This is a genomic window from Janthinobacterium darwini, assembly GCF_051380905.1.
Lineage (GTDB): Bacteria > Pseudomonadota > Gammaproteobacteria > Burkholderiales > Burkholderiaceae_D > Janthinobacterium.
The window spans coordinates 2,441,857-2,462,659 of sequence record NZ_JBNYXX010000001.1 but is presented as its reverse complement, the minus strand read 5'-3'; the positions used below and the strand labels follow the sequence as shown (position 1 = coordinate 2,462,659).

The window sequence follows — 20,803 nt, the reverse complement described above, 5'->3', positions numbered from 1 at the left end:
CATGATGACATCAACTTTGCACAACCGATATCTGGGCGCCATGCTGGCGCTGGCCTGTGGCGATGCCATCGGCACGAGCGTGGAGTTTTCTCCGCGTGGCAGCTTCGCGCCCGTGACGGGCATGACTGGCGGCGGTCCGTTCGGCCTGCAGCCGGGACAATGGACGGACGATACCTCGATGGCGCTATGCCTGGCCGAGAGCCTGGTGCTCAAGGGGGCATTCGCCCCGGAAGACCAGATGGCACGGTATCTGAACTGGTGGCAATGGGGCTATCTGAGCTCCACCGGCACCTGCTTCGATATCGGTGGCACGGTAAGAGACGCGCTGGCCAGGTTCCAGGAAACGGGCAATCCCTGGAGCGGTTCTACCGCGCCGGATTCGGCCGGCAATGGTTCGCTCATGCGCCTGGCCCCGGTGGTGCTGTTTGCTTATCCCGATGTGACGGCGGCCGTGGCCTGCGCCGCCGATAGCTCGCGCACGACCCATGCGGCGCCGGAGGCGGTCGAAAGCTGTCAATTGTTTGCTGCCTTGCTGTGCAGCGCGCTGGCGGGTACGCCGAAAGAGGCGCTCATGGGCAGTGTTGCATATCGGCCTGCCGAACCCAGGCTGAGGGAGATGGCCACTGGCCGTTTCATCGTCAAGACGGAAGGGCAGATACGCGGCACGGGCTATTGCGTGGAGTCGCTGGAAGCGGCGCTCTGGTGCTTTTTCAATACCGACTCACTGGAAGAGGCCGTGTTGCGCGCCGTCAATCTGGGCGAGGATGCCGATACGACTGGTGCCATCGTCGGCCAGCTTGCCGGCGCCTATTATGGCGCCCAGGCGATTCCCCCGTGCTGGCTGGATGCGCTGGCCATGCGCGGCGATATCGAAGAGCTTGCGGGCAAATTGTTCGAGCGCACCCGGGGCTAGCGCAGGGCGCAGCCCACCAGCAACAGCATCGGCCGCTCACGCTCTTCGGCCAGGGCTGGTTGCTGCGCGAGCTGTGCGTCGGTGGGACCCCATTCCTCTACATGTTCCAGCTGGAACCCGGCGCGTAGCAAGGCATTCAAGGTGGTGCCCAGGGTGCGGTGCTGCTTGATCACGCCGGGCGCTAGCCAGTCCGACACGCGCGGGCCTTGCTGCTGGTAGCTGTCGACAGGCCAGCACTTGCGGCCTTGCGCATCCGTCAGCCAGCCGGGCTGGCGCGGCGCCATGAAGATCGGGTGCTCGACTGAAAACACCAGCTTGCCACCCGGTTTCAAGCCGTGCCGGATGGTGGCCAGCATGGCGTCGAAACCTTCGATGTAGTGGAAGGCCAGCGAGCTGTAGATCAGATCGTAGCTGGCGTGCGGCAAGGCCAGTTGTTCCAGGTCAATCCGGGCATAATCGACCTCCGCATGGCTCCCCATGCCACGCGCCTGCGCCAGCATCTTTTCCGAAACGTCGACGCCCAGCACCCGTGCCGCGCCGGCATCGGCAGCCCAGCGGCAGAACCAGCCATAGCCGCAGCCCAGATCCAGTACGCTTTTGCCTTGCAACTCTGGCAGCATGGCGCGCAGGGCTGGCCACTCGGGGGCGCTGTCGAGGCCGCCGACGGAGCGGGGCAGCTGGCTGTAGGCCGTGAAGAAAGTGTCGTTGTCGTAGATATTCTGTGTCATGTGTCTTGATCCTTTTGGGCTATGCGTTTGGCGTGGCCGCCCCGCTGCGCCCGGTAAATGCCCGCGTGGCCGGAAAACAGATACGCCACGACGCAGGCGATGGCCGCATACACGCCGATCTCGGCGCCGAACAGTTCCATCGCCATCAGGGTCGAGGCGATGGGCGTGTTGGCCGCGCCTGCAAACACGGCAACAAAGCCGATGGCGGCCAGCAGGGTGACGGGCTGGTGCAGCAGGGGGGCCAGCGCATTGCCCAGGGTCGCGCCGATGTAGAACAGGGGCGTCACTTCGCCGCCCTTGAAGCCCGTGCCCAGCGAAACGATGGTGAACGCCATCTTGCCCAGAAAGTCCCAGGCTGGCAGCGGTTCCTTCAGGGCGTCGACGATGGTGGGAATGCCCAGGCCGATGTAGCGATCCGTACCGATCAGCCAGACGGCAGCGGCGATGACCACGCCGCCGGCCAGCGGGCGCAGTGGCGCGTAGCTGATCCAGCGCTTCATCAACCCGCTCAAGCCATGCGTGGCTTGCGCAAACACTTTGCCCGTCACGCCGAACACCACGCCCGCGATGACCATGGCACACAAGGTCCAGGCAGAGAGGGCGTGGGGCAAAGGCACGGCGTAATGCGTGTGGTGGACGCCCCACAGCAAGCCCACCTGGTCGGCGATGACGGCAGCAGCCAGGCAGGGCAACATGGCTTCGTAGCGCAATCGGCCGATGGCCAGTACTTCCAGGCCGAAGATGGCGCCGGCCAGCGGCGTGCCGAAGACGGAGGCAAAGCCGGCGCTGATGCCGGCCATCAGGATGATGCGGCGGTCTTCATTGTTCAAACGAAATATGCGGGTCAGCTGGTCGGCCAGCGCGCCACCCATCTGCACGGCCGTGCCTTCGCGCCCGACGGAGGCGCCAAACAAATGCGAGAGCACCGTACCGCCCAGCACCAGCGGCGCCATGCGCAGCGGGATGATTTTTTTCGGGTCGTGGATTTCATCGATGAGCAGGTTCGCGCCGCCTTCGACACTGCTGCCGAAGCGCAAGTACAGCCAGCCGACGGCAAAGCCCGCCACAGGAAGCAGCCAGATCAGCCAGGCGTGCGCCAGGCGCGTGCGCGTCGCCCAGTCCAGGGCAAACAGGAAGCCTGCCGAGGCCGTCCCTGCCAGCACGGCCACAACGAAGGCAAGCAGCAGCCATTTCAACAGATGTCGTAACAGATCGGTGAGGGCGCTCAGGCGGTGCATCGGGCATCCAGTCGGGGCTGATGGGTGGGATTGCCTATAGGCCCAGTTCGGCCACCAGCGCCTGGCCGATGGCCCGCTGTTCGGCCAGGATGGCGCGCAGGTGGTGGGGGCGCGTCTTGACATTTGTCATGACTACGCGCAGCACATTGGTCGGGCCAGGGTAGCGCGTCGATTCGAGCACCGTGCGCGACACAAAGCTGTGGCCCTGCGCCTTTTGCCTGTTTTGCAGCTTGGCGTTGAGCGTGTTCAGCTGCTTGTTCAGCTCGGTCGCCGCCTCCGCCTGGCCGCTGGCCAGCAAGCTTTCCATGCGCTGGCGCAAGTGTGCGGGCACGTAGCGGTAGGTCAGAATGAAGGTGTCGGAGCGCGTAAGCAGTTCGAAATCCTGCTGGTCGGCCAATAAATCCTGCAACTGGCCGGACAGTGTGGCAGCCTGCTGCAGCAAGGTCGTGTAGCCGGACACGCCCAGCACCTTGAACGAGGTCCACAGTTTCAAGGCGTCGAAGCGGCGCGACCCTTCCAGCGAAGTCTGGCCCAGGTCGCCCGAGTTGTCGCGCAAGATGTAGTTGGCGTTGTGTTTCAGCAAGTTCAGGCTGGCGCTGTCCTTGAACAGCACCATGCTTTGCGCCATCGGTACCCACAGCAGCTTATGGCCGTCGATGACGACGGAGTCGGCCAGGGCTATGCCGTCGTACAGCACGCGGTACTGTTCCGCGATCAGCAGGGCGCCGCCCCAGGCCGCGTCCACATGGAACCAGATGCTTTCTCGGGCGGCAATTGCCGCCATGGCGGCCAGCGGATCGATGGCGCCCGTTTCCGTCGTGCCGGCGATGCCGATCATGGCGATGACCTTGATCTTGCGCGACTTCAATTCGGTAATCGTCGCTTCCAGTGCGGCGATATCAATGCGGTTGTCGCGGTCGACGGCCACCAGGTGCAGGGCGTTTTCGCCCAGGCCCAGGGTCGCCAGCGCCTTTTTCACGGAATAATGGCTGCGGGCCGAGCCGATCACGGCCAGCCCCGCATAGCCCGATTCCTGCATGGCGGCAAACAGGCCCCGCTTGCGCGTGCCGGGCAGCTGCTGTTCCAGCGCCACGGCCAGCGCCGTCAAATTGCCCATGGTGCCGCCATTGACGACATTGCCCAGCGCGCCGCTGGTGGCGGCCATCGCCTGCGTGTAGACGCTATCGGGCTGCTGGTATACCTGGCGGTGCAGCCAGCCCAGGATCTGTTTTTCGATCAGGGTCGAGACGTACGCCGTCTCGATCTTCACCTGGTTCTGGTTCAAGGTGGCCGTAAATGCTTCGGCCAGCACGCTGATCCAGGGCAGGGCCTGGGTCATGTGGCCGATGTATTGCGGGTGGTTCAGCTGGGCCGTATTGGCCAGCACGGTGGCGTCGAGTTCTTGCAGGAATGCCGCCACGGGCATGCCGTGCGCGGGCAGGCAGGTGTCGGACAGTTGCGTCAGCAGTTCCGCGTACGGCGTGTGCGGATACGGCGTGTCGCGGTCTGCCGCCAGCCAGCCGCCCAGCATGTGCAGCGCCTGCTGCAGGGGCGCGGGCGAGCGTTGCAGCGCATCGATGGAAAAATGCTGCTGCAGCAGCTGTTCGACAGTGGTATCGGTCATGGCGCTTTGTCTTCTCTACGGATTGCTGATGCCACGGTGACAAACGAATTGCGCCCAGGCGGAAGCGGGATTTTACCCGACTCCGCCTGGGCGCATCAGTTTGCTGTTACTGTCTGTGATCAGAAGTAGTTCAGGCCCAGTGCGGACTTGACTTCATCGGCCGTGCGGGCCGCTACTTCGCGTGCCTTGAAGGTACCTTCCTTGAGCATCTGGATGACTTGGCCCTTGTCCTTGGCGAACTCTTCGCGGCGGGCGCGGATCGGCGCCAGCATTTCCTGCAAGACCAGGTCCAGGCGCTTTTTGACGATGCTGTCGCCCAGGCCGCCACGCACATAATGGGCTTTCATGTCGGCCAGCGCCGCTTTTTCCGGGTCAAACGCATCCAGGTAAGTGAAGGCGATATTGCCTTCGAGGTGGCCCGGGTCTTCCACGCGCAGGTGCAGTGGGTCCGTGTAGACTTTTTTCACGGCGGCCGTGATTTCGGCCGATGTGGCGCCCAGGTTGATGGTATTGCCCAGCGACTTGCTCATCTTGGCCTTGCCGTCGATGCCGGGCAGGCGGCCAATGTCCGGCACCAGCGCCTTGCATTCCATCAGCACTTCACGGTTGTACATGCGGTTGAAGCGGCGCACGATTTCATTGGTTTGTTCGATCATGGGGATCTGGTCTTCGCCCACGGGAACCACGCCTGCCTTGAAGGCCGTGATGTCGGCCGCCTGGCTGGCCGGGTAAGTCAAAAAGCCGGCCGGGATGTCGCGCTCGAAGCCGCGCAGGCGGATTTCTTCCTTGACGGTGGGGTTGCGCTCGAGGCGCGCCACGGTGACGATGTTCAGGTAGTAAAAGGTCAGTTCGGCCAGTTCCGGAATTTGCGACTGGATGAATACCGTGGTCTTGGTCGGGTCGATGCCGACGGCCAGGTAATCGAGCGCCACTTCGACGACGTTGCGGTGCACCTTGTCGATGTCATCCATATTGTCCGTCAGCGCTTGCGCGTCGGCCAGCATGATGAATTGCTTGTAGTTGTTTTGATAGGAAACACGGTCGCGCAGGCTGCCGACAAAGTGGCCCAGGTGCAAGGGGCCGGTAGGGCGGTCGCCCGTCAGGATCACGGATTGCGAGGCGATGGCGGCGGCGGACAGCGGTGCGGCTGGGGCGTTATCGGTGTCGGGGGTATCGGGAGTATTAGGCAAGCTCATCAAGTTTCCTTTTGAGCCGCCTGCATCGGGGATGATCCAGGCTGTAACCTGTTACGCCACCGATCGAGGCGGCGTGGATCAAATTCACATCACTATGCAGTGGCCGCGCGAAAGTGAGCGGGACCACCAATTCAAGCAGGCGTGTTGTGACGGGATAAATTTCATGGCGTTATGGTTGCAGTTCGTGCGCGTTCTGTCAAGTTGCGTGCCGATATATCTGCTGCGCCGCGTCAGAGCTTGGTCTACTGCGGAACTTGCTTTCCGGGTACTATTGCCGTTCGGCCACTTTTGCGTGGCATGAATCTATTGGAGAACAGTATGCGCGTGTCGTCCCCCGTCCGGCTCACCGGCCTGGCCCTGGTATTGAGTACCACCTTCGGTTCCCTGTTTGCTGCACCCGTTCTGGCGCAAACGCCACCCATGGCGCCCGATATCGGTGCCAAGCTGGTGATGCCCGACCTGAACGATTACGTCAAGCGCGTGGTGATGATCCCCATGCGCGACGGCGTCAAGCTGTACACGGTAATCGTCGTGCCGAAAGATGCCAAGAGAGCGCCTATCATGCTTACGCGCACGCCGTACAACGCGGCCCGCCGCGCCCAGCGCGCGACCAGCGCCAGCATGCTGGCCACCTTGCCGCAGGGTGACGATACCCTGGTGGAAAACGGCTACATCCGCGTGTTCCAGGACGTGCGCGGCAAGCATGGCTCGGAAGGCGACTACGTGATGACGCGCCCTGTGCGCGGCCCGCTGAACAATACCAAGGTCGATAACGTCACGGATGCGTGGGACACCATCGACTGGCTGTCGAAGAATATTCCGGAGAGCAATGGCAAGGTGGGCATGCTGGGTTCCTCGTACGAGGGCCATACGGTGCTGATGGCCCTGGTCGACCCGCATCCGGCGCTGAAGGTGGCCATACCCATGAGCGCCATGGTCGATGGCTGGCGCGGCGATGACTGGTTCCACAACGGCGCCTTCCGGATGCCGAGCCTGTCTTACCTGGCGTGGCAGACGAGCGTGCGCGGCAGCGCCGAGGCGCCCGTGCTGGGCGTCTACGACGATTACGACGCGTATCTGCGCATAGGCTCGGCCAGCGATTACGCGAAGAAATTCGGCATCGACAAGCTGACCTACACGAAAAAGCTGTTCGAACACCCGGCTTACGACAGTTACTGGCAGGAACAGGCACTCGACAAGATACTGGCGAAGCGCCCGTTGATCGTGCCCACCATGCACGTGGTGGGGCAGTGGGACCAGGAAGATATCTACGGCCCCTACGCCACGTACACGGCATTGGAGGGACGAGACAAGCGCAACAACCTCAATTATCTGGCCATTGGCCCGTGGCGTCACAGCGGCGTTAATTATGACGGTTCCAGTCTGGGCGCCCTGAAGTTTGACGGCGACACGGCGCGCCAGTTCCGCGAAAAAGTCATGCAGCCATTCCTGAATCAATACTTGAAGGATGGCGCACCGGACGCGAACACGGCGCCCGTGGTGTCCTACCAGAGCGGCACGAACCAGTGGCAGCGCCTGCAGCAATGGCCGCTGGCTTGCGAGACTTGCGAGACCAAGCTGACGCCGATCTACCTGCAGGATGGCTACAAGCTGGGCTTTGCGCCGGCGCAAGCGGCGGCTGACTCCGCCAATGGCGCGTATGACGAGTACGTGGCCGACCCGGCGAAACCCGTGCCGTTTGTCGCGCGTCCAGTGCGTCTCGGTGATGCCGACCAGTGGAAACCATGGCTGGTCAGCGACCAGCGCGGCTATGCCGACCGCACGGATGTGCTCAGCTATGTTTCCGAACCGTTGAAGACGGCCGTGCGCATCGCCGGCGCGCCGATGGTCAACCTGTTCGCCGCCACCAGCGGCACGGATGCCGACTGGGTGGTGAAACTGATCGATGTGTATCCGGACGAAGTGCCGTCGCAGCCGGCCATGGGCGGCTACCAGTTGGGGGTGGCGATGGATATCTTCCGTGGCCGCTATCGCGACAGCCTCGAGCATCCGAAGGCCATTCCTGCCGGCAAGGTGGAACGCTATCGCTTCGCCTTGCCGAACGCCAACCACGTCTTCCTGCCTGGCCACCGCATCGCCGTGCAAGTGCAGTCGAGCTGGTTCCCTCTGTACGACCGCAATCCGCAAACCTTCGTGCCAAACATCTTCCTGGCCCAGCCAGGCGATTACAAGAAAGCCACGCAGCGCGTCTACCACGCGGCAGGCGCGGCCAGCGCGATCGAGTTGCCGATAGCGCCGCTAGACGCGCGTTAGGCGATTCGCATCAGGATGGCTCCCGCCGCGATCAGGGCGATGGCCTGGTAGCGGCGGCGGCTGATTTTTTCGCGCAGGAACAGGGCGGCAATCGCGATGGCGAACAGGATCGACGTTTCGCGCAGTGCCGCAATGGCCGCCACGGGCGCCTGGGTCATGGCCCACAGGGCCAGCCCATACGAGGCGAGGGTGCCGAAACCGCCCAGGGCGGCCAGCCGCCATTGGGTTTGCGCATACGCCAGCAAGTCGGCGGGGCGGCGCATTGCCGTCCACAGCAGCAGTCCCGCGCCGTTCAAGACAAAAATCCACATGGTGTAGGCGGCCGGCGCGCCGGACAGCCGTACGCCGACGCCATCGATCAAGGTATAACTGGCAATGACGCAGGCGTTGCCCAGTGCAAAGGCGGTGGCGCGTCCCGTGTTTTTCGGCAGGCTGTCAATGGCGGGCAGGCGCGCCGCAAAATACAGGCCGAAGATGCCAGCGCAGATGCAGGCGACGGCGGCCATTTGCATGGAAGAAAGACGTTCGCCTATCAGCGGCCAGCTGGCCAGCGCCACGAGCAGGGGCGCGCTGCCGCGCATCAGTGGGTAGGCATGGCTCATGTCGCCCGCCTTGTAGGCCGCCGCCAGCAGAGAGTAATACGCCAGTTGCGCCACGGCCGAGGCGGCCAGGTAGGGCCAGCTGGCGGAGGCGGGAGCATCGACGAAGGGTAGCACCGCCAGCGAGATCAGGGCCGCGCCCACGGAAACGAGCACGGTGCTGAGAAAGGTATCCTTGCCGGACTTGACGATGGCATTCCAGCTGGCATGCAGCAGGGCGGCAAACAGAACGACGGCGACAACGAAGCCCGACATGCGAATATCCTTAGCGCGGACGTATGCTGAGCGACAGCAATTCCTGGCGGTGATGGCGCTGGAAGCCTTCCATCAAGGTGCCCGAGCGGCCCGCTTTTTCCAGCAGTTCACGCAGGGTCGCCTGGTCTTCCGCCGTCAGCGACTTGCGCGACAGGTAGACGCCGCTCATGCCCCACGGCAATTCCGGCAAGGCTTCCAGGCGCAGGCGGTCGGCCAGGCCATACACGCGCGCGTCGTTTTGCGCCACGCCGGCCAGGATGGTGGGACTCATGATGGTGGCGTCGATGAAGCCGCTTTGCATCAGGCGCGCCACGGAGAGTGCATCGACTTCGTAGAACAGGCGGCCCTGGCTGCTCAGCTCCTTGGCCAGCGCCTGGTAGGACACGCCATAATCGTAGCCGCGCACCAGCGCCACGCGCAATTCGCGCCGCTCGATCAGTTCCTGCATGGTGTTGACGGGCGCGCGCGCGCTTTGCAGCGAGATCAGCAGGGGACGGTTGCCCATCAGGGGGATGAACAGGCCGTGCTGGTCGCGCCGCGGCGTGCTGCTGGCGGGAATCAGCATATCGGCCTTGCCCGCCTCGAACATCGCTTCCAGGCGCGCGCGCGGCACGGCCGTGAAGATGAAGTTGCAGCCGAGCTTGGCGCCCATGCTGCGCAGCAAGTCGGGATAGATGCCGCCGATGCTGGCGCCATTGATCACCACGCTGGCGCCGATGGCCGAGACGGGCACCTGGATATCGCGCGAGCATTGCGCGCCCGCCAGTGACGGCAGCGCCAGCGCCAGCAGGGCCACGGTTCGGCGCCAGGCGCTGGAATAAAAGTCAGTCATACCGATCCTTGCTTGCCATCGAATCGCGGGCGTTGGCAACGCCCGCTTGATTATCCCATTCTCGCCTATTAATTTCTCAAATGCAATATTATCTTGCCGACTACTTTGTGGTGGAAACCACAAGTCTGTCCTGGCGTTGTGCCTTGAAGTAGCGCCAAGCCACCAGGATGCCCAGGGTTTGCATGATGGCGCACAGATAGAAGGTGCTGCCGATGCGCCAGTCCTGCGGCGGCAAGTGGCTCACTTCGCCGAGGATCATGCTACCGAGCAAGGGCATGATGATGATGCCAAGGCTGCTGATCGATTGCAGGGAGCCCATCAGCTCTCCCTGTTCGCTGGCGGCGGACGCCTTCGAGATGATGCCTTGCAGGGCCGGACCGGCGGCAAAGGCCAGCAGGTTGCACAAAATCAACGCATACATCATCCAGCCTTGCGTGGCCAGGCCGTACAGCAGGTAGGTGAGGGCGCCCGAGGCCATGCCCAGCAGCGACAAGCGCACTTCGCCAAAGCGCTGTATGAGTATCTCCAGCAAGCCCGCCTGCACCACGGCCGCGCACAGGCCCACGCAGAACAGGGCGATGCCGTTCTGGCGCGGCGTCCAGTCGAAGCGGAAATGCGTGTACAGCACCCAGGTGGTGTTGAGCATCATTTGCGCAAACGTCATCAGGCCGAAGGCCAGCACCAGGCCGCGGATGTCCACGCGGCGCACCAGTTTCAGCAGGGCGGCAAACGGATTGATGCGCGCCAAAGTAAATGGGGCGCGCGGACCCGGCGGCAGCGATTCGGGCACGAAGAAATAGCCGTAGATGAAATTGGCCGCCGACAGGCCCGCTGCCACGTAAAACGGCAGGTGCAGATTGATCTCGCCCAGCAGGCCTCCCAGCATGGGCCCGCAAATGAAGCCCAGGCCAAAGGCCGCGCCGATCTTGCCAAAGCTCTTGGCGCGGTTGTCGTGCGTGGAAATGTCGGAGGCATAGGCGGACGCGACCGACATGCTGGCCGACGAGACGCCGCCGATGATGCGCCCGATGAACAGGCAGGCCAGGTTGGGCGCCCAGCCCGTGGCGAGAAAATTGATGCCCATGCCGGCCATCGAGTACAGCAGCACGGGACGGCGTCCCACGCGGTCGCTGATGGCGCCCAGCATGGGCATGAAGATGAACTGCAGCAAGCCGAAGACGGCTGCCATGATGCCGTACCAGAATGCTTGCGCTTCCTTGCCGCTGACAAAGTCGCCGATCAGGATGGGCAGCACTGGCACCACCAGGCCGATACCCAGCATGTCGATGAAGACGCAGACGAGGATGAAATTGAGGTTGCCGGCGCGCGCGGGGGCGGACGGGGAATGGCTGTCGGGGCTGGCTTTATCGGTCATGCATGCTTTCGGCGCGTTGGCAAAGCACCGGCGCGTGACAGGTTTTTGCCGACGCGCGGCGCGATAGCTGAGGCTTGCATTATAGACAGCATGCGCGCTGCTGGCTATCGCCACCAAGCTTATGCGCTCATTCCCCATTCGTCGGCAAAAGCGGCGCGAAAATCCGTCAGCACGGCCAGGCGCTGTGCGGCCAGGGCGCGCCCAGCCACCGTCTGCATCTTGCCGGGCAGCTTGTCGAGCTTGGTGACGATATGGTCGAGCGCGTATGCCTTGTCGTCCAGTGCGCGATGTTCGGCCAGCGGATCGCTGCCATGCGCCAATGCGCTATCCATGCGCGCCGCCGTATAGAACAGGCGTGCCAGTCCCACGGCCCCCAGCGCATCGATGCGGTCGGCATCCTGCACGATTTGCGCTTCGATGGTGTGCGGCGGCAGATTGGCGGAAAAGCTGTGCGTTTCGATGGCGTGCGCTACGCCTGCCAGTTTTTCTGCAGGAAAATCCAGCTCGGCCAGTTGGTGGCAAGCCAGCACGGCCGCCTGGCGCGAGGCCAGGTGGCGTTCAGGATGATTTTTCGGCAAGTTGACCAGGTCGTGCAGGTAACAAGCAGCCATCACGACGAGCGCATCGGCCTGCCCATGCTCCTGCAGCAGGACGGTGGCGTTACGCCACACGCGGTGCAAATGGTTGATATCGTGGGCGCTGTCGTCGCCCAAGCCGTCCATGGCCAGTGCCAGCAGGCGTGGTTGCCATTGGGAAAGCAAAGAGTGCATGGTTCAAAGTCGTCAAAAGCAGGGGCCGCCAGTGTGGCATAAAACGCCGCCGCATGTGGCCGGGAGCTTGGTGCGCTGGCGTGCCGTATTTGCTACATAAGTGCATTTTGGAAAAGCATCAGTCCGGGAATCGCTCTTTTTTAGTGCATGTAAAATTTACATGGGGTAACATTGCCGCACGGAAATTAGAGACATCAGCTAATTGCTGGAAAGTATTTGCAAAAACATACAAGTGGCAGCCATTTCATTGCATCGTGAATGGCTTGTCACGTCCAGGGCGCGCGTGCAGCGTGTCTTGGCCTGCGCCCAAGGCGAGTTAACGAAAGGATTATCATGAACACCATTTCCAGCGATACTGGCGCAACCGTTGCCAAGGCTGCCGAATACCTGGCCTTTACCCTGGGCCAGGAAGAGTATGGCATCGACATCCAGAAAGTCAGCGAAATCCGCAGCTATGAAACGCCGACCCGCATCGCCAACGCGCCCGAGTTCGTCAAGGGCGTGGTCAACTTGCGCGGCATTATCGTGCCGATCGTCGACATGCGCATCAAGTTCAACCTGGGCACGCCCAGCTATGACCAGTTCACCGTCGTCATCATCCTCAATATCGGCAACCGCGTGGTCGGCATGGTCGTGGACCGCGTGTCCGACGTCACTACCTTGCTGCCGGAACAGATCAAGCCGGCGCCGGACATGGGCCGCTCGATCAACACGGAATACGTGATTGGCCTGGGCACCATCGACGAGCGCATGCTGATCCTGGTCGATATCGACCAGCTGATGTCCAGCGCCGACATGGGCCTGATCGAGAAACTGGCTGCTTAATGGCGCAGTGAAGAGAATTGCCCTGCATATTGTCAAAAACTATTGACATTAAGTATTGCATATCGTTTCCGCAGGGAGCACGCTAGCGCATTTTCTTGGCGCACGGTTCAACCGAACCGTGCGCCAGTTTACTTGGCGGGACAGATTTGGCGGCGTCCGCCATGCTGTTCCAGGCGCTGGCTGCAGGGCCTCTCTTCGAGATATTAGGATAGTTCACATGAATTTGTTAAGAAACGTCAGCATCGGGGTCCGTCTGGGACTGGGCTTTGCCGTCATTTTGCTGTTTTCCATGATCATCACCGGCATCAGTGTCTGGCGTCTGCATGACGTGGCCAGCGCCACGCGCACGATGATGGAAGAACCGCTGGCCAAGGAACGTTATATTTCCGACTGGTATACACGCATTGACAGCGCCGTGCGGCGCACGATCGCCATCGCCCGCAGCAGCGACACCTCCCTGAGCGGTTATTTCGCCGAAGAGTCGAAAGTGTCTACCGCCAGCTCGGCTGTCCTGCAAAAGAAGATCGCGGCGCTGCTCAAGGACCCGCAAGAGCAGGCCATGTTCGCCAGCTTGCTGGAATTGCGCGAGGTCTACGTCGGCTCGCGCGACCAGGTCTACAAACTCAAGGGCGGGGCCCAGGCGGAGGCCGCCAACGAAGTGTTCGAAAAAACCTTCGTGCCCGCCGCAGCCAAGTACCAGAAGATGGTTTACGGCTTGCTGGAGCACCAGCGCGCCACCATAGACGCCACTGCGCGCCAGATTGATGACATCGCCAGCACCAGCCGCAACTTGCTGTTATTGATGTCGACGCTGGCACTGGCCTTTGGCGTCGTCTGTGCCTGGCTGTTGACGATGGGTATCGTACGTCCGCTGCGCACGGCCGTGGAGATTGCCCGCAAGGTGGCCGATGGCGACTTGACGGCGCAGATCGATGCCAGCGCCAAGGATGAAACGGGCCAGTTGCTGCAAGCGTTGAAGGACATGAACACCAGCCTGCTCAACATCGTCAGTGAAGTGCGCAGCGGCACGGACAGCATCGCCACGTCATCGACGCAAATTGCCGCCGGCAACCAGGACTTGTCTTCCCGTACGGAAGAGCAGGCCGGTTCGCTGGAAGAAACAGCGTCCTCGATGGAGGAGCTGACCAGTACCGTGAAACAGAATGCGGACAATGCGCGCCAGGCGAATCAACTGGCAGCGTCGGCCGCGCAGGTGGCCGTCAAGGGCGGCGCCGTGGTGGCGCAAGTGGTGGGCACGATGGAATCGATCAACGCTTCGTCGAACAAGATCGTCGACATCATTTCGGTCATCGATGGCATTGCCTTCCAGACGAATATCCTGGCCCTGAACGCGGCCGTGGAAGCGGCGCGCGCCGGCGAGCAGGGCCGCGGCTTTGCCGTGGTGGCGTCCGAAGTGCGCAACCTGGCGCAGCGTTCGGCTTCTGCAGCAAAAGAGATCAAGACCCTGATCGGCGCCTCGGTGGAACAAGTCAACGCAGGCAGCATGCTGGTGGCGCAAGCCGGTTCGACGATGAACGATATCGTCGACAGCGTGCAGCGCGTGAGCGACATCATCACGGAAATCACGGCTGCCAGCAGCGAGCAAAGCGTGGGCATTGACGAGATCAACCGGGCCATCGGCCAGATGGATGCCGTGACACAACAAAATGCCGCCCTGGTGGAAGAGTCGGCGGCCGCCGCCGAATCGATGCAGCACCAGGCGCACAACTTGGCGCAAGTCGTCAGCGTGTTCAAGCTCAATGGCCAGCAGGCCAAGGTGAGTGGCGCGAGCACGCTGAAGCGCCCGGCAGCGCCACAATCCGCCTTGCGCCTGGGCGCACGCTGAAGGCTGCGGCCGCCCCGTGCCGCCGCAGCCTTCAGTTCCTTTTATATAGTCTGGTTCCGATTTTTTAGGATATTCACATGAATTTGTTAAGAAACGTCAGTATTGGTGTGCGTCTCGGCCTGGGTTTTGCCGTCATTTTGCTGTTTTCCATGGTCATTACCGGCATCAGCGTCTGGCGTTTGCACGACGTGGCCACCGCTACGCGCACCATGATGGAGCAGCCGCTGGCGAAGGAACGCTATATTTCCGACTGGTACAGCAAGATCGACAGCGGCATCCGCCGCACCACGGCCATCGTGCGTAGCGCCGACACCTCGCTGGGACCGTATTTTGCGGAAGAAGCGAAACAGTCGTCCGTTGTCTCGAGTGAATTGCAAAAGAAAATCGAAGCGCTGATTTCCGGCCCGCAAGAAACAGAACTGTTCCGCCAGGTCAGTGAGATGCGCAAGGTATATCTGGATTCCCGTGAGCAAGTATCGAAGCTGAAGGCGGCTGGCCAGACGGAGGAAGCGGAGAAGGCCTTCCAGACCGTGTTCGTGCCTGGCTCGACGAAGTACCAGAAAGTCATCATGAACATGCTGGAACACCAGCGCGCCAGCATCGACGCCACCGCGCGCGAGATCGATGCCGTAGCCAAGACCAGCCGCAACCTGCTGCTGGCGCTGGCCGCGCTGGCGCTGGCTTTTGGCGTCGTCTGCGCCTGGGTCTTGACGATGGGCATCGTGCGTCCGCTGCGCACGGCCGTGGAGATTGCCCGCAAGGTGGCCGATGGCGACTTGACGGCGCAGATCGATGCCAGCGCCAAGGATGAAACGGGCCAGTTGCTGCAAGCGTTGAAGGACATGAACACCAGCCTGCTCAACATCGTCAGTGAAGTGCGCAGCGGCACGGACAGCATCGCCACGTCATCGACGCAAATTGCCGCCGGCAACCAGGACTTGTCTTCCCGTACGGAAGAGCAGGCCGGTTCGCTGGAAGAAACAGCGTCCTCGATGGAGGAGCTGACCAGTACCGTGAAACAGAATGCGGACAATGCGCGCCAGGCGAATCAACTGGCAGCGTCGGCCGCGCAGGTGGCCGTCAAGGGCGGCGCCGTGGTGGCGCAAGTGGTGGGCACGATGGAATCGATCAACGCTTCGTCGAACAAGATCGTCGACATCATTTCGGTTATCGATGGCATTGCCTTCCAGACGAATATCCTGGCCCTGAACGCGGCCGTGGAAGCGGCGCGCGCCGGCGAGCAGGGCCGTGGCTTTGCCGTGGTGGCGTCCGAAGTGCGCAACCTGGCGCAGCGTTCGGCTTCTGCAGCAAAAGAGATCAAGACCCTGATCGGCGCCTCGGTGGAACAAGTCAACGCGGGCAGCATGCTGGTGGCGCAAGCCGGTTCGACGATGAACGATATCGTCGACAGCGTGCAGCGCGTGAGCGACATCATCACGGAAATCACGGCGGCCAGCAGCGAGCAAAGCGTGGGCATTGACGAGATCAACCGGGCCATCGGCCAGATGGATGCCGTGACGCAACAAAATGCCGCCCTGGTGGAAGAGTCGGCGGCCGCCGCCGAATCGATGCAGCACCAGGCGCACAATCTGGCGCAAGTGGTCAGCGTATTCAAACTGAATGGCCAGCAGGCCAGTGTCAGTGGCTTGAAGGGGATGAAGCGCCCAGCTGTAAAAGAACAGAAAGAAACGTTGCAGATCGGCCGCGCCGCTTAATCTTCCGGCAATGCAGCATCCTCTACCCAGCCGGCGATCGCCAGCTGCGATAGCCGGTCCGCCTCGCCATTCCTGTGGCGCGGCAGCCAGCGCAAGCTCACATCATTGAATTGTTCCAGCAGGGCCACTACGGTGGCCCTGTGCGTTTCCAGTCCCTTGGCGCCCTGCGGCGTCGTTCCCAGCACATCGTTGATCACCACCTGGCTGTCGCCGTACAGCAGCAGTTGCACGGGCGGCGGGCGCACGCCCTGGGCCGCCTGCAGCACGGCTATCAGTGCCGCATATTCCGCTTCGCTGCTGCTGCCATGGCCGGCCGCCTGGCTCACTTCGATGCGCTCGCCATCCGGCCCCAGCAGCAGGGCGCCTATGCCCAGCTTGCCCGGGTTCGGGTGGGCGGAGCCATCGAACCAGCCGCGCCAGGCCTGCGGGCCGCCGTCGTCCTGGCGCCTGAGCGCCAGCTGCGCGCGGCGCGCCTGCATCTTTGCTTCCTTGCGCTGTTTGCGCGCCTGTGATTCTGCCGTCATGGCTTGATGAGCAAGGTGTCGATCAGGCTGCCTATCCAGCACGCCACCAGCACGCCCACGGCCACCGTCATGGCGGGGCCGTCATTGGCGGAGAGCAGCTCCACTTTTTCCATGATCAGCTGCACATCGAGGGGCAGGGCGCCACTGTTGATCTGTGCCATAAGCTGGTCCAAGCGTGCCATGATCTGGCGCAATATGAGCAACAGGGCGATCAGCGCCGGCACGAGGAACAGGCAGCCACGCGTCTTGCGTCCGAGCAGGAAATGCCCGCTGCCGGGAAATACCAGCGCCGACAGCAGCAGGGCCTGATGATGTTTGGAAAGGGGGGAGCCGCTCATGCGCGCCTTTTGTAGAGGAAACAGCCTTTCATCATACTATTGCCAGCCGAATTTGCGCAGATACACGCGTTTCATGAACGTCGTCAGCACGGTGTAGCAGACGAGGATGCCCAGCAGCCATGGAAAGTAGCCCAGTGGCAAGGCTTGCAGCTTGAAGTAAGTCGCCAGCGGTCCCATCGGCAAGAACACGCCCACGGCCATGATGGCAGTGGTGGCCACCAGCAGGGGCACGGACGCGATGCTGTCGATGAAGGGCAGCTTGGGCGTGCGGATCAGGTGCACGATCAGGGTTTGCGTCAGCAAGCCGACGACGAACCAGCCGGATTGGAACAGGGTCTGCTGTTCTGGCGTATTCGCGCCAAACACATGCCACATCAAAATAAAGGTGCTGATGTCGAAGATTGAGCTGATGGGACCGAAGAACACCATGAAGCGGCCAATGTCGCGCGGGTTCCAGCTCAGCGGCTTCTGGATCAGTTCAGCGTCGACATTGTCGAAGGGAATGGCGATCTGCGACACGTCATACAGCAGGTTTTGCACCAATAAGTGCAGCGGCAGCATCGGCAAAAACGGCAAAAAGGCGCTGGCCACCAGCACGGAAAATACATTGCCGAAGTTCGAGCTGGCCGTCATGCGGATATATTTGAGCATGTTGCTGAAGGTGCGCCGGCCTTCCAGCACGCCTTCTTCCAGCACCATCAGGCTTTTTTCCAGGAGGATGATGTCGGCCGCTTCCTTGGCGATATCGACGGCCGAATCGACGGAAATGCCGATGTCGGCCGCGCGCAGGGCTGGCGCGTCGTTGATGCCGTCGCCCATGAAACCGACGATATGGCCATTGCCGCGCAGGGCGCGCACCAGGCGCTCCTTGTGCAGCGGGCTGAGCTTGGCAAACACGGTATTGTCTTCGGCTGCCCTGGCCAGGGTAGCGTCGTCCATGTCGTCCAGTTGCGGGCCTTGCAGCACGCCATGCACGGCCAGGCCCACTTCGCGGCAAATCTTCGCCGTTACCAGGTGGTTGTCGCCTGTCAAGACTTTTACGGTGACGCCATGTTCCTCCAGCGCGCGCAGGGCGGGCGCCGTCGATTCCTTCGGCGGATCAAGGAAGGCGACGTAGCCGATCAAGGTCAGTGCCGTTTCATCGGCCACGCCGTACACGGTTTTATGCGGCGGCACTTCCTTGACGGCCACGGCCACCACGCGCAAGCCTTCCGCGTTCAAGCCGTGCGTGGTTTCCAGCACTTTCGCCAGCAGGGCGGCATCGAGCGGCACGTTCACGCCATTCAGGCGCAAATGGCTGCAGGCGGCGAGGATTTCTTCGACGGCGCCCTTGCAAATCAGTTCATGGTGATCATTTTTTTCGGAAACGACAACGGACATGCGGCGGCGCACGAAATCGAAGGGGATTTCATCGACTTTGACGTAATCGCGCGCCAGCTGCATTTCCGTTTGCAGTTCAACATGGTCGAGCACGGCCCGGTCCAGCAGGTTTTTGAGGCCTGTCTGGTAATGGCTGTTCAGGTAGGCAAATTGCAGTACCTCATCGGATTGCTGGCCGAATACGTCGGTATGGCGCTCCAGCACGATCTTGTCCTGCGTCAAGGTGCCTGTCTTGTCCGTGCACAGCACATCCATGGCGCCGAAGTTCTGGATCGCATCCAGGCGTTTCACGACGACTTTCTTTTTCGACAGTTTCACGGCGCCCTTGGCCAGGGTGCTGGTGACAATCATGGGCAGCATTTCCGGGGTCAGGCCCACGGCGACAGAGAGGGCGAAGAGGAATGCTTCCATCCAGTCGCCCTTGGTCCAGCCATTGATCAGGAACACCAGCGGCGCCATCACGAGGGCGAAGCGGATTAGCAGCCAGCTGACGCTATTCACGCCCGCTTCGAAGGCCGTCGGCGTGCGCTCGGTCGCCGTCACCCGTGTGGCGATGGTGCCGAAATAGGTGCGGTTGCCCGTGGCCAAGACCAGCGCCGTGGCGGCGCCCGAGATGACATTCGTGCCCATGAACAGCAAATTGGCCAGCTCCATGGGGTCTTTGCCATGGGCATCGGCCAGTTCCGCCATCTTTTCCACGGGCAAGGATTCACCCGTCATGGCAGCCTGGCTGACGAACAGGTCTTTCGCGGAAAGCAAGCGGCAATCGGCGGGGATCATGTCGCCGGCCGACAGCACGATGATGTCCCCCTGCACCAGCTGGCGGATGGGCAGCTCGATCTGCTGGCCATTGCGCAGCACGGTGGCGGTATTGCTGACCATGGCTTTCAGGCGCTCGGCGGCCCGGTTCGAGCGGCCTTCCTGCACGAAGCGCAGCAGGGTCGACAAAATCACCATGGTGCCGATGACGATGGTGGCCTTAGGGTCTTCCGTCAGGTAGGACACGATGGCCAGCACCGTCAGCAGCAGGTTGAACGGATTCTTGTAGCAAAGCCACAGGTGCTGGTACCAGGCCAGCGGCTTTTCATGCTCGACTTCATTCGGACCCGTCTGTGCGCCGATGACTTGCGCCTCGGCATCGCGCAAGCCTTCCACGCGCGTATGCAGGCGGTTCAGGGCACTGTTCAGATCTTCGTGGGCGGCGCCCAGCAGCTGGCGCGCCAGGTGGTCGGGCACGGGACGGGCCGTGCTGTTTTCCAGTGGCATGGCGCGGCGACGGAAATGGCCGGCCGTATGGCGCTTGCGCAGGAACGATTCGAACAAACGGGTGAAGAGATTCATGCTCTTCCTTTCACGACGAGGTGTTGACGGGCGGCGCAGCCGCAGGCAAGACTTGCGTGCCGCCAACGCGGCATGTCGAAGCATGGCGCTGGCGGGCAATCCGGGTCAGTAGCCGGTCGCGATCGGAAAGAGGGGGGAGAGACGCGCGGCCAGACTGGCCGCACGAGACACCGCACCTTGCTCAGCAAGGCACGGAGGAAACGGAATTCCGCGTTGCTTGCTGCTTAGCTGCCGAGGCAATCACCGATACAAGATCGGCTACTGTCACTAGAACAAGTACCCACGTGGGACTCCGTAAATGAATAATGAGGGCATCTTATGGATGCGCTGCAAGGGTGTCAACTGAAGAAATCTTAGGTTTCCAAAGTGTAATGTGGGTGTGGGCGATTATGAAAGCAAGATGCCAAATAATAAAGGTTGATAGAAGTAGTGCAGGCGGACTTGCTCGTGGGGACCAGAAGCGGCCATTCGCGTTGATGTGACAATGTGTTATTTTTTCCGCCCGGCAATCCGTTATGCTCGGGTACGCTGATGGGCTAGCAATAGCCATGGTAAACGCTATGCATATACAGAAAAACAAATGACTATGGAATTGATCGTGGGGGCAATAGTAGCCGGACTTGTTGTCATGCTCTTTGCCGGCAAGTACTTTTCTAAAAAACTACCCAAAGAAACACATTTCGAATGTGCCCGTTGCGGCACGGTTGCACGCCATACCGATCGAACCATCGAAGCCTGGCGTAACAACAAAACCACCTTTTTTTGCCAGTCCTGTCATATCAAATGGGTGCATGCCAGGACGCCACGAGAGCGTGCGCGTAGCGCTTCTCCTGCCGGTTCCAGATCTGGATCGAAATCAGGATGCCTTGGCGTTGTTGTGCTGTTTGCCGTCGTTCCGCTTGCTGGCTTTCTACTGGTGCACGCATATGCCTGACCCATTTCTGGCGTGGTGCGCCTTGCCAGAAACATCTCCTTCCTTTCCAGCTTCTGGGATGTTGCTGCTCAGTATGTCTGGAAACGGGAAGATGAC

Annotated in this window: 17 protein-coding genes; 6 read left to right on the top strand and 11 right to left on the bottom strand. The window is 61.7% G+C overall.

The window, feature by feature from the left end; genetic code table 11:
* The first annotated feature begins 1 nt into the window (after position 1).
* The gene (locus ACQ4WZ_RS11300) at positions 2–913 is read left to right on the top strand and encodes an ADP-ribosylglycohydrolase family protein (RefSeq protein ID WP_436573435.1); all 912 of its coding nucleotides are present in this window, start codon (positions 2–4) and stop codon (positions 911–913) included.
* Here the strand turns inward: ACQ4WZ_RS11300 and ACQ4WZ_RS11295 are convergent.
* The 4 genes from ACQ4WZ_RS11295 to trpS form a co-directional block, all read right to left on the bottom strand.
* Positions 910–1,641 carry a class I SAM-dependent methyltransferase gene (locus tag ACQ4WZ_RS11295; RefSeq protein ID WP_101480859.1) on the bottom strand — a complete coding sequence of 244 codons (732 nt, stop codon included), beginning with the start codon at positions 1,639–1,641 and terminating at the stop codon, positions 910–912. The two genes, ACQ4WZ_RS11300 and ACQ4WZ_RS11295, sit on opposite strands and share 4 nt — an antisense overlap.
* Positions 1,638–2,879 (bottom strand): voltage-gated chloride channel family protein, encoded by a 1,242-nt coding sequence (locus ACQ4WZ_RS11290; RefSeq protein ID WP_133992130.1) that lies wholly within the window; start codon positions 2,877–2,879, stop codon positions 1,638–1,640. The genes ACQ4WZ_RS11295 and ACQ4WZ_RS11290 overlap by 4 nt, the downstream gene beginning before the upstream one ends.
* Positions 2,880–2,913: 34 nt before the next feature.
* The gene (locus ACQ4WZ_RS11285; protein WP_436573434.1) at positions 2,914–4,503 is read right to left on the bottom strand and encodes a pyridoxal-dependent decarboxylase; all 1,590 of its coding nucleotides are present in this window, start codon (positions 4,501–4,503) and stop codon (positions 2,914–2,916) included.
* Positions 4,504–4,622: 119 nt separating this feature from the next.
* A complete protein-coding gene (gene trpS / locus ACQ4WZ_RS11280; RefSeq protein ID WP_243858142.1) occupies positions 4,623–5,699 on the bottom strand; it encodes a tryptophan--tRNA ligase in 1,077 nt (358 codons plus the stop codon).
* A gap of 318 nt (positions 5,700–6,017) precedes the next feature.
* Here trpS and ACQ4WZ_RS11275 point away from each other — a divergent pair, with 318 nt between their 5' ends.
* A complete protein-coding gene (locus ACQ4WZ_RS11275) occupies positions 6,018–7,973 on the top strand; it encodes a CocE/NonD family hydrolase (RefSeq protein WP_208327736.1) in 1,956 nt (651 codons plus the stop codon).
* Here ACQ4WZ_RS11275 and ACQ4WZ_RS11270 read toward each other — a convergent pair.
* The 4 genes from ACQ4WZ_RS11270 to ACQ4WZ_RS11255 form a co-directional block, all read right to left on the bottom strand.
* Positions 7,970–8,827, bottom strand: coding sequence for an EamA family transporter (locus ACQ4WZ_RS11270; protein ID WP_133992126.1), 858 nt, complete (start codon positions 8,825–8,827; stop codon positions 7,970–7,972). The two genes, ACQ4WZ_RS11275 and ACQ4WZ_RS11270, sit on opposite strands and share 4 nt — an antisense overlap.
* A gap of 10 nt (positions 8,828–8,837) precedes the next feature.
* A complete protein-coding gene (locus ACQ4WZ_RS11265) occupies positions 8,838–9,659 on the bottom strand; it encodes a substrate-binding periplasmic protein (protein ID WP_133992124.1) in 822 nt (273 codons plus the stop codon).
* A 100-nt stretch (positions 9,660–9,759) separates the two neighbouring features.
* The gene (locus tag ACQ4WZ_RS11260; RefSeq protein WP_436573433.1) at positions 9,760–11,034 is read right to left on the bottom strand and encodes a TCR/Tet family MFS transporter; all 1,275 of its coding nucleotides are present in this window, start codon (positions 11,032–11,034) and stop codon (positions 9,760–9,762) included.
* Between the two features lie 119 nt (positions 11,035–11,153).
* Entirely contained in the window at positions 11,154–11,804 is a 651-nt protein-coding gene (locus ACQ4WZ_RS11255) for an HD domain-containing protein (RefSeq protein ID WP_436573432.1), read from the bottom strand.
* Positions 11,805–12,137: 333 nt separating this feature from the next.
* Here ACQ4WZ_RS11255 and ACQ4WZ_RS11250 point away from each other — a divergent pair, with 333 nt between their 5' ends.
* From ACQ4WZ_RS11250 to ACQ4WZ_RS11240, 3 genes are all read left to right on the top strand, one after another.
* Positions 12,138–12,629, top strand: a complete 492-nt coding sequence (locus ACQ4WZ_RS11250) for a chemotaxis protein CheW (RefSeq protein ID WP_101480865.1) — start codon at positions 12,138–12,140, stop codon at positions 12,627–12,629.
* A gap of 217 nt (positions 12,630–12,846) precedes the next feature.
* On the top strand, positions 12,847–14,475 hold the full coding sequence (locus ACQ4WZ_RS11245; protein WP_101480866.1) for a methyl-accepting chemotaxis protein: 1,629 nt from the start codon (positions 12,847–12,849) through the stop codon (positions 14,473–14,475).
* Between the two features lie 77 nt (positions 14,476–14,552).
* Entirely contained in the window at positions 14,553–16,190 is a 1,638-nt protein-coding gene (locus ACQ4WZ_RS11240) for a methyl-accepting chemotaxis protein (RefSeq protein WP_101480867.1), read from the top strand.
* Here the strand turns inward: ACQ4WZ_RS11240 and ACQ4WZ_RS11235 are convergent.
* Genes ACQ4WZ_RS11235 through mgtA form a run of 3 tightly spaced genes read right to left on the bottom strand, consistent with a single transcriptional unit; the run spans position 16,187 to position 19,773 of the window.
* On the bottom strand, positions 16,187–16,714 hold the full coding sequence (locus ACQ4WZ_RS11235; protein ID WP_101480868.1) for a ribonuclease HI family protein: 528 nt from the start codon (positions 16,712–16,714) through the stop codon (positions 16,187–16,189). The two genes, ACQ4WZ_RS11240 and ACQ4WZ_RS11235, sit on opposite strands and share 4 nt — an antisense overlap.
* Complete coding sequence (locus ACQ4WZ_RS11230; RefSeq protein WP_436573431.1) at positions 16,711–17,052, bottom strand: hypothetical protein; 342 nt, start codon at positions 17,050–17,052, stop codon at positions 16,711–16,713. Before ACQ4WZ_RS11230 ends, ACQ4WZ_RS11235 begins: the two co-directional genes overlap by 4 nt.
* Positions 17,053–17,088: 36 nt before the next feature.
* Entirely contained in the window at positions 17,089–19,773 is a 2,685-nt protein-coding gene (mgtA, locus tag ACQ4WZ_RS11225; protein WP_436573430.1) for a magnesium-translocating P-type ATPase, read from the bottom strand.
* A gap of 586 nt (positions 19,774–20,359) precedes the next feature.
* Between mgtA and ACQ4WZ_RS11220 the strand changes: the two genes are divergently transcribed.
* Positions 20,360–20,707, top strand: a complete 348-nt coding sequence (locus ACQ4WZ_RS11220) for a hypothetical protein (RefSeq protein WP_436573429.1) — start codon at positions 20,360–20,362, stop codon at positions 20,705–20,707.
* The last annotated feature ends 96 nt before the right edge of the window (positions 20,708–20,803 follow it).

Bases quoted from the DNA above. Each gene is read 5' to 3' on its own strand.
- ACQ4WZ_RS11265 (WP_133992124.1), bottom strand. From the start codon at position 9,659: ATGACTGACTTTTATTCCAGCGCCTGGCGCCGAACCGTGGCCCTGCTG.
- ACQ4WZ_RS11290 (WP_133992130.1), bottom strand. From the start codon at position 2,879: ATGCACCGCCTGAGCGCCCTCACCGATCTGTTACGACATCTGTTGAAA.
- ACQ4WZ_RS11250 (WP_101480865.1), top strand. From the start codon at position 12,138: ATGAACACCATTTCCAGCGATACTGGCGCAACCGTTGCCAAGGCTGCC.
- ACQ4WZ_RS11275 (WP_208327736.1), top strand. From the start codon at position 6,018: ATGCGCGTGTCGTCCCCCGTCCGGCTCACCGGCCTGGCCCTGGTATTG.
- trpS (WP_243858142.1), bottom strand. From the start codon at position 5,699: ATGAGCTTGCCTAATACTCCCGATACCCCCGACACCGATAACGCCCCA.
- ACQ4WZ_RS11270 (WP_133992126.1), bottom strand. From the start codon at position 8,827: ATGTCGGGCTTCGTTGTCGCCGTCGTTCTGTTTGCCGCCCTGCTGCAT.
- ACQ4WZ_RS11260 (WP_436573433.1), bottom strand. From the start codon at position 11,034: ATGACCGATAAAGCCAGCCCCGACAGCCATTCCCCGTCCGCCCCCGCG.
- ACQ4WZ_RS11245 (WP_101480866.1), top strand. From the start codon at position 12,847: ATGAATTTGTTAAGAAACGTCAGCATCGGGGTCCGTCTGGGACTGGGC.
- ACQ4WZ_RS11230 (WP_436573431.1), bottom strand. From the start codon at position 17,052: ATGAGCGGCTCCCCCCTTTCCAAACATCATCAGGCCCTGCTGCTGTCG.
- ACQ4WZ_RS11220 (WP_436573429.1), top strand. From the start codon at position 20,360: ATGGAATTGATCGTGGGGGCAATAGTAGCCGGACTTGTTGTCATGCTC.
- mgtA (WP_436573430.1), bottom strand. From the start codon at position 19,773: ATGAATCTCTTCACCCGTTTGTTCGAATCGTTCCTGCGCAAGCGCCAT.
- ACQ4WZ_RS11235 (WP_101480868.1), bottom strand. From the start codon at position 16,714: ATGACGGCAGAATCACAGGCGCGCAAACAGCGCAAGGAAGCAAAGATG.
- ACQ4WZ_RS11240 (WP_101480867.1), top strand. From the start codon at position 14,553: ATGAATTTGTTAAGAAACGTCAGTATTGGTGTGCGTCTCGGCCTGGGT.
- ACQ4WZ_RS11295 (WP_101480859.1), bottom strand. From the start codon at position 1,641: ATGACACAGAATATCTACGACAACGACACTTTCTTCACGGCCTACAGC.
- ACQ4WZ_RS11300 (WP_436573435.1), top strand. From the start codon at position 2: ATGATGACATCAACTTTGCACAACCGATATCTGGGCGCCATGCTGGCG.
- ACQ4WZ_RS11255 (WP_436573432.1), bottom strand. From the start codon at position 11,804: ATGCACTCTTTGCTTTCCCAATGGCAACCACGCCTGCTGGCACTGGCC.
- ACQ4WZ_RS11285 (WP_436573434.1), bottom strand. From the start codon at position 4,503: ATGACCGATACCACTGTCGAACAGCTGCTGCAGCAGCATTTTTCCATC.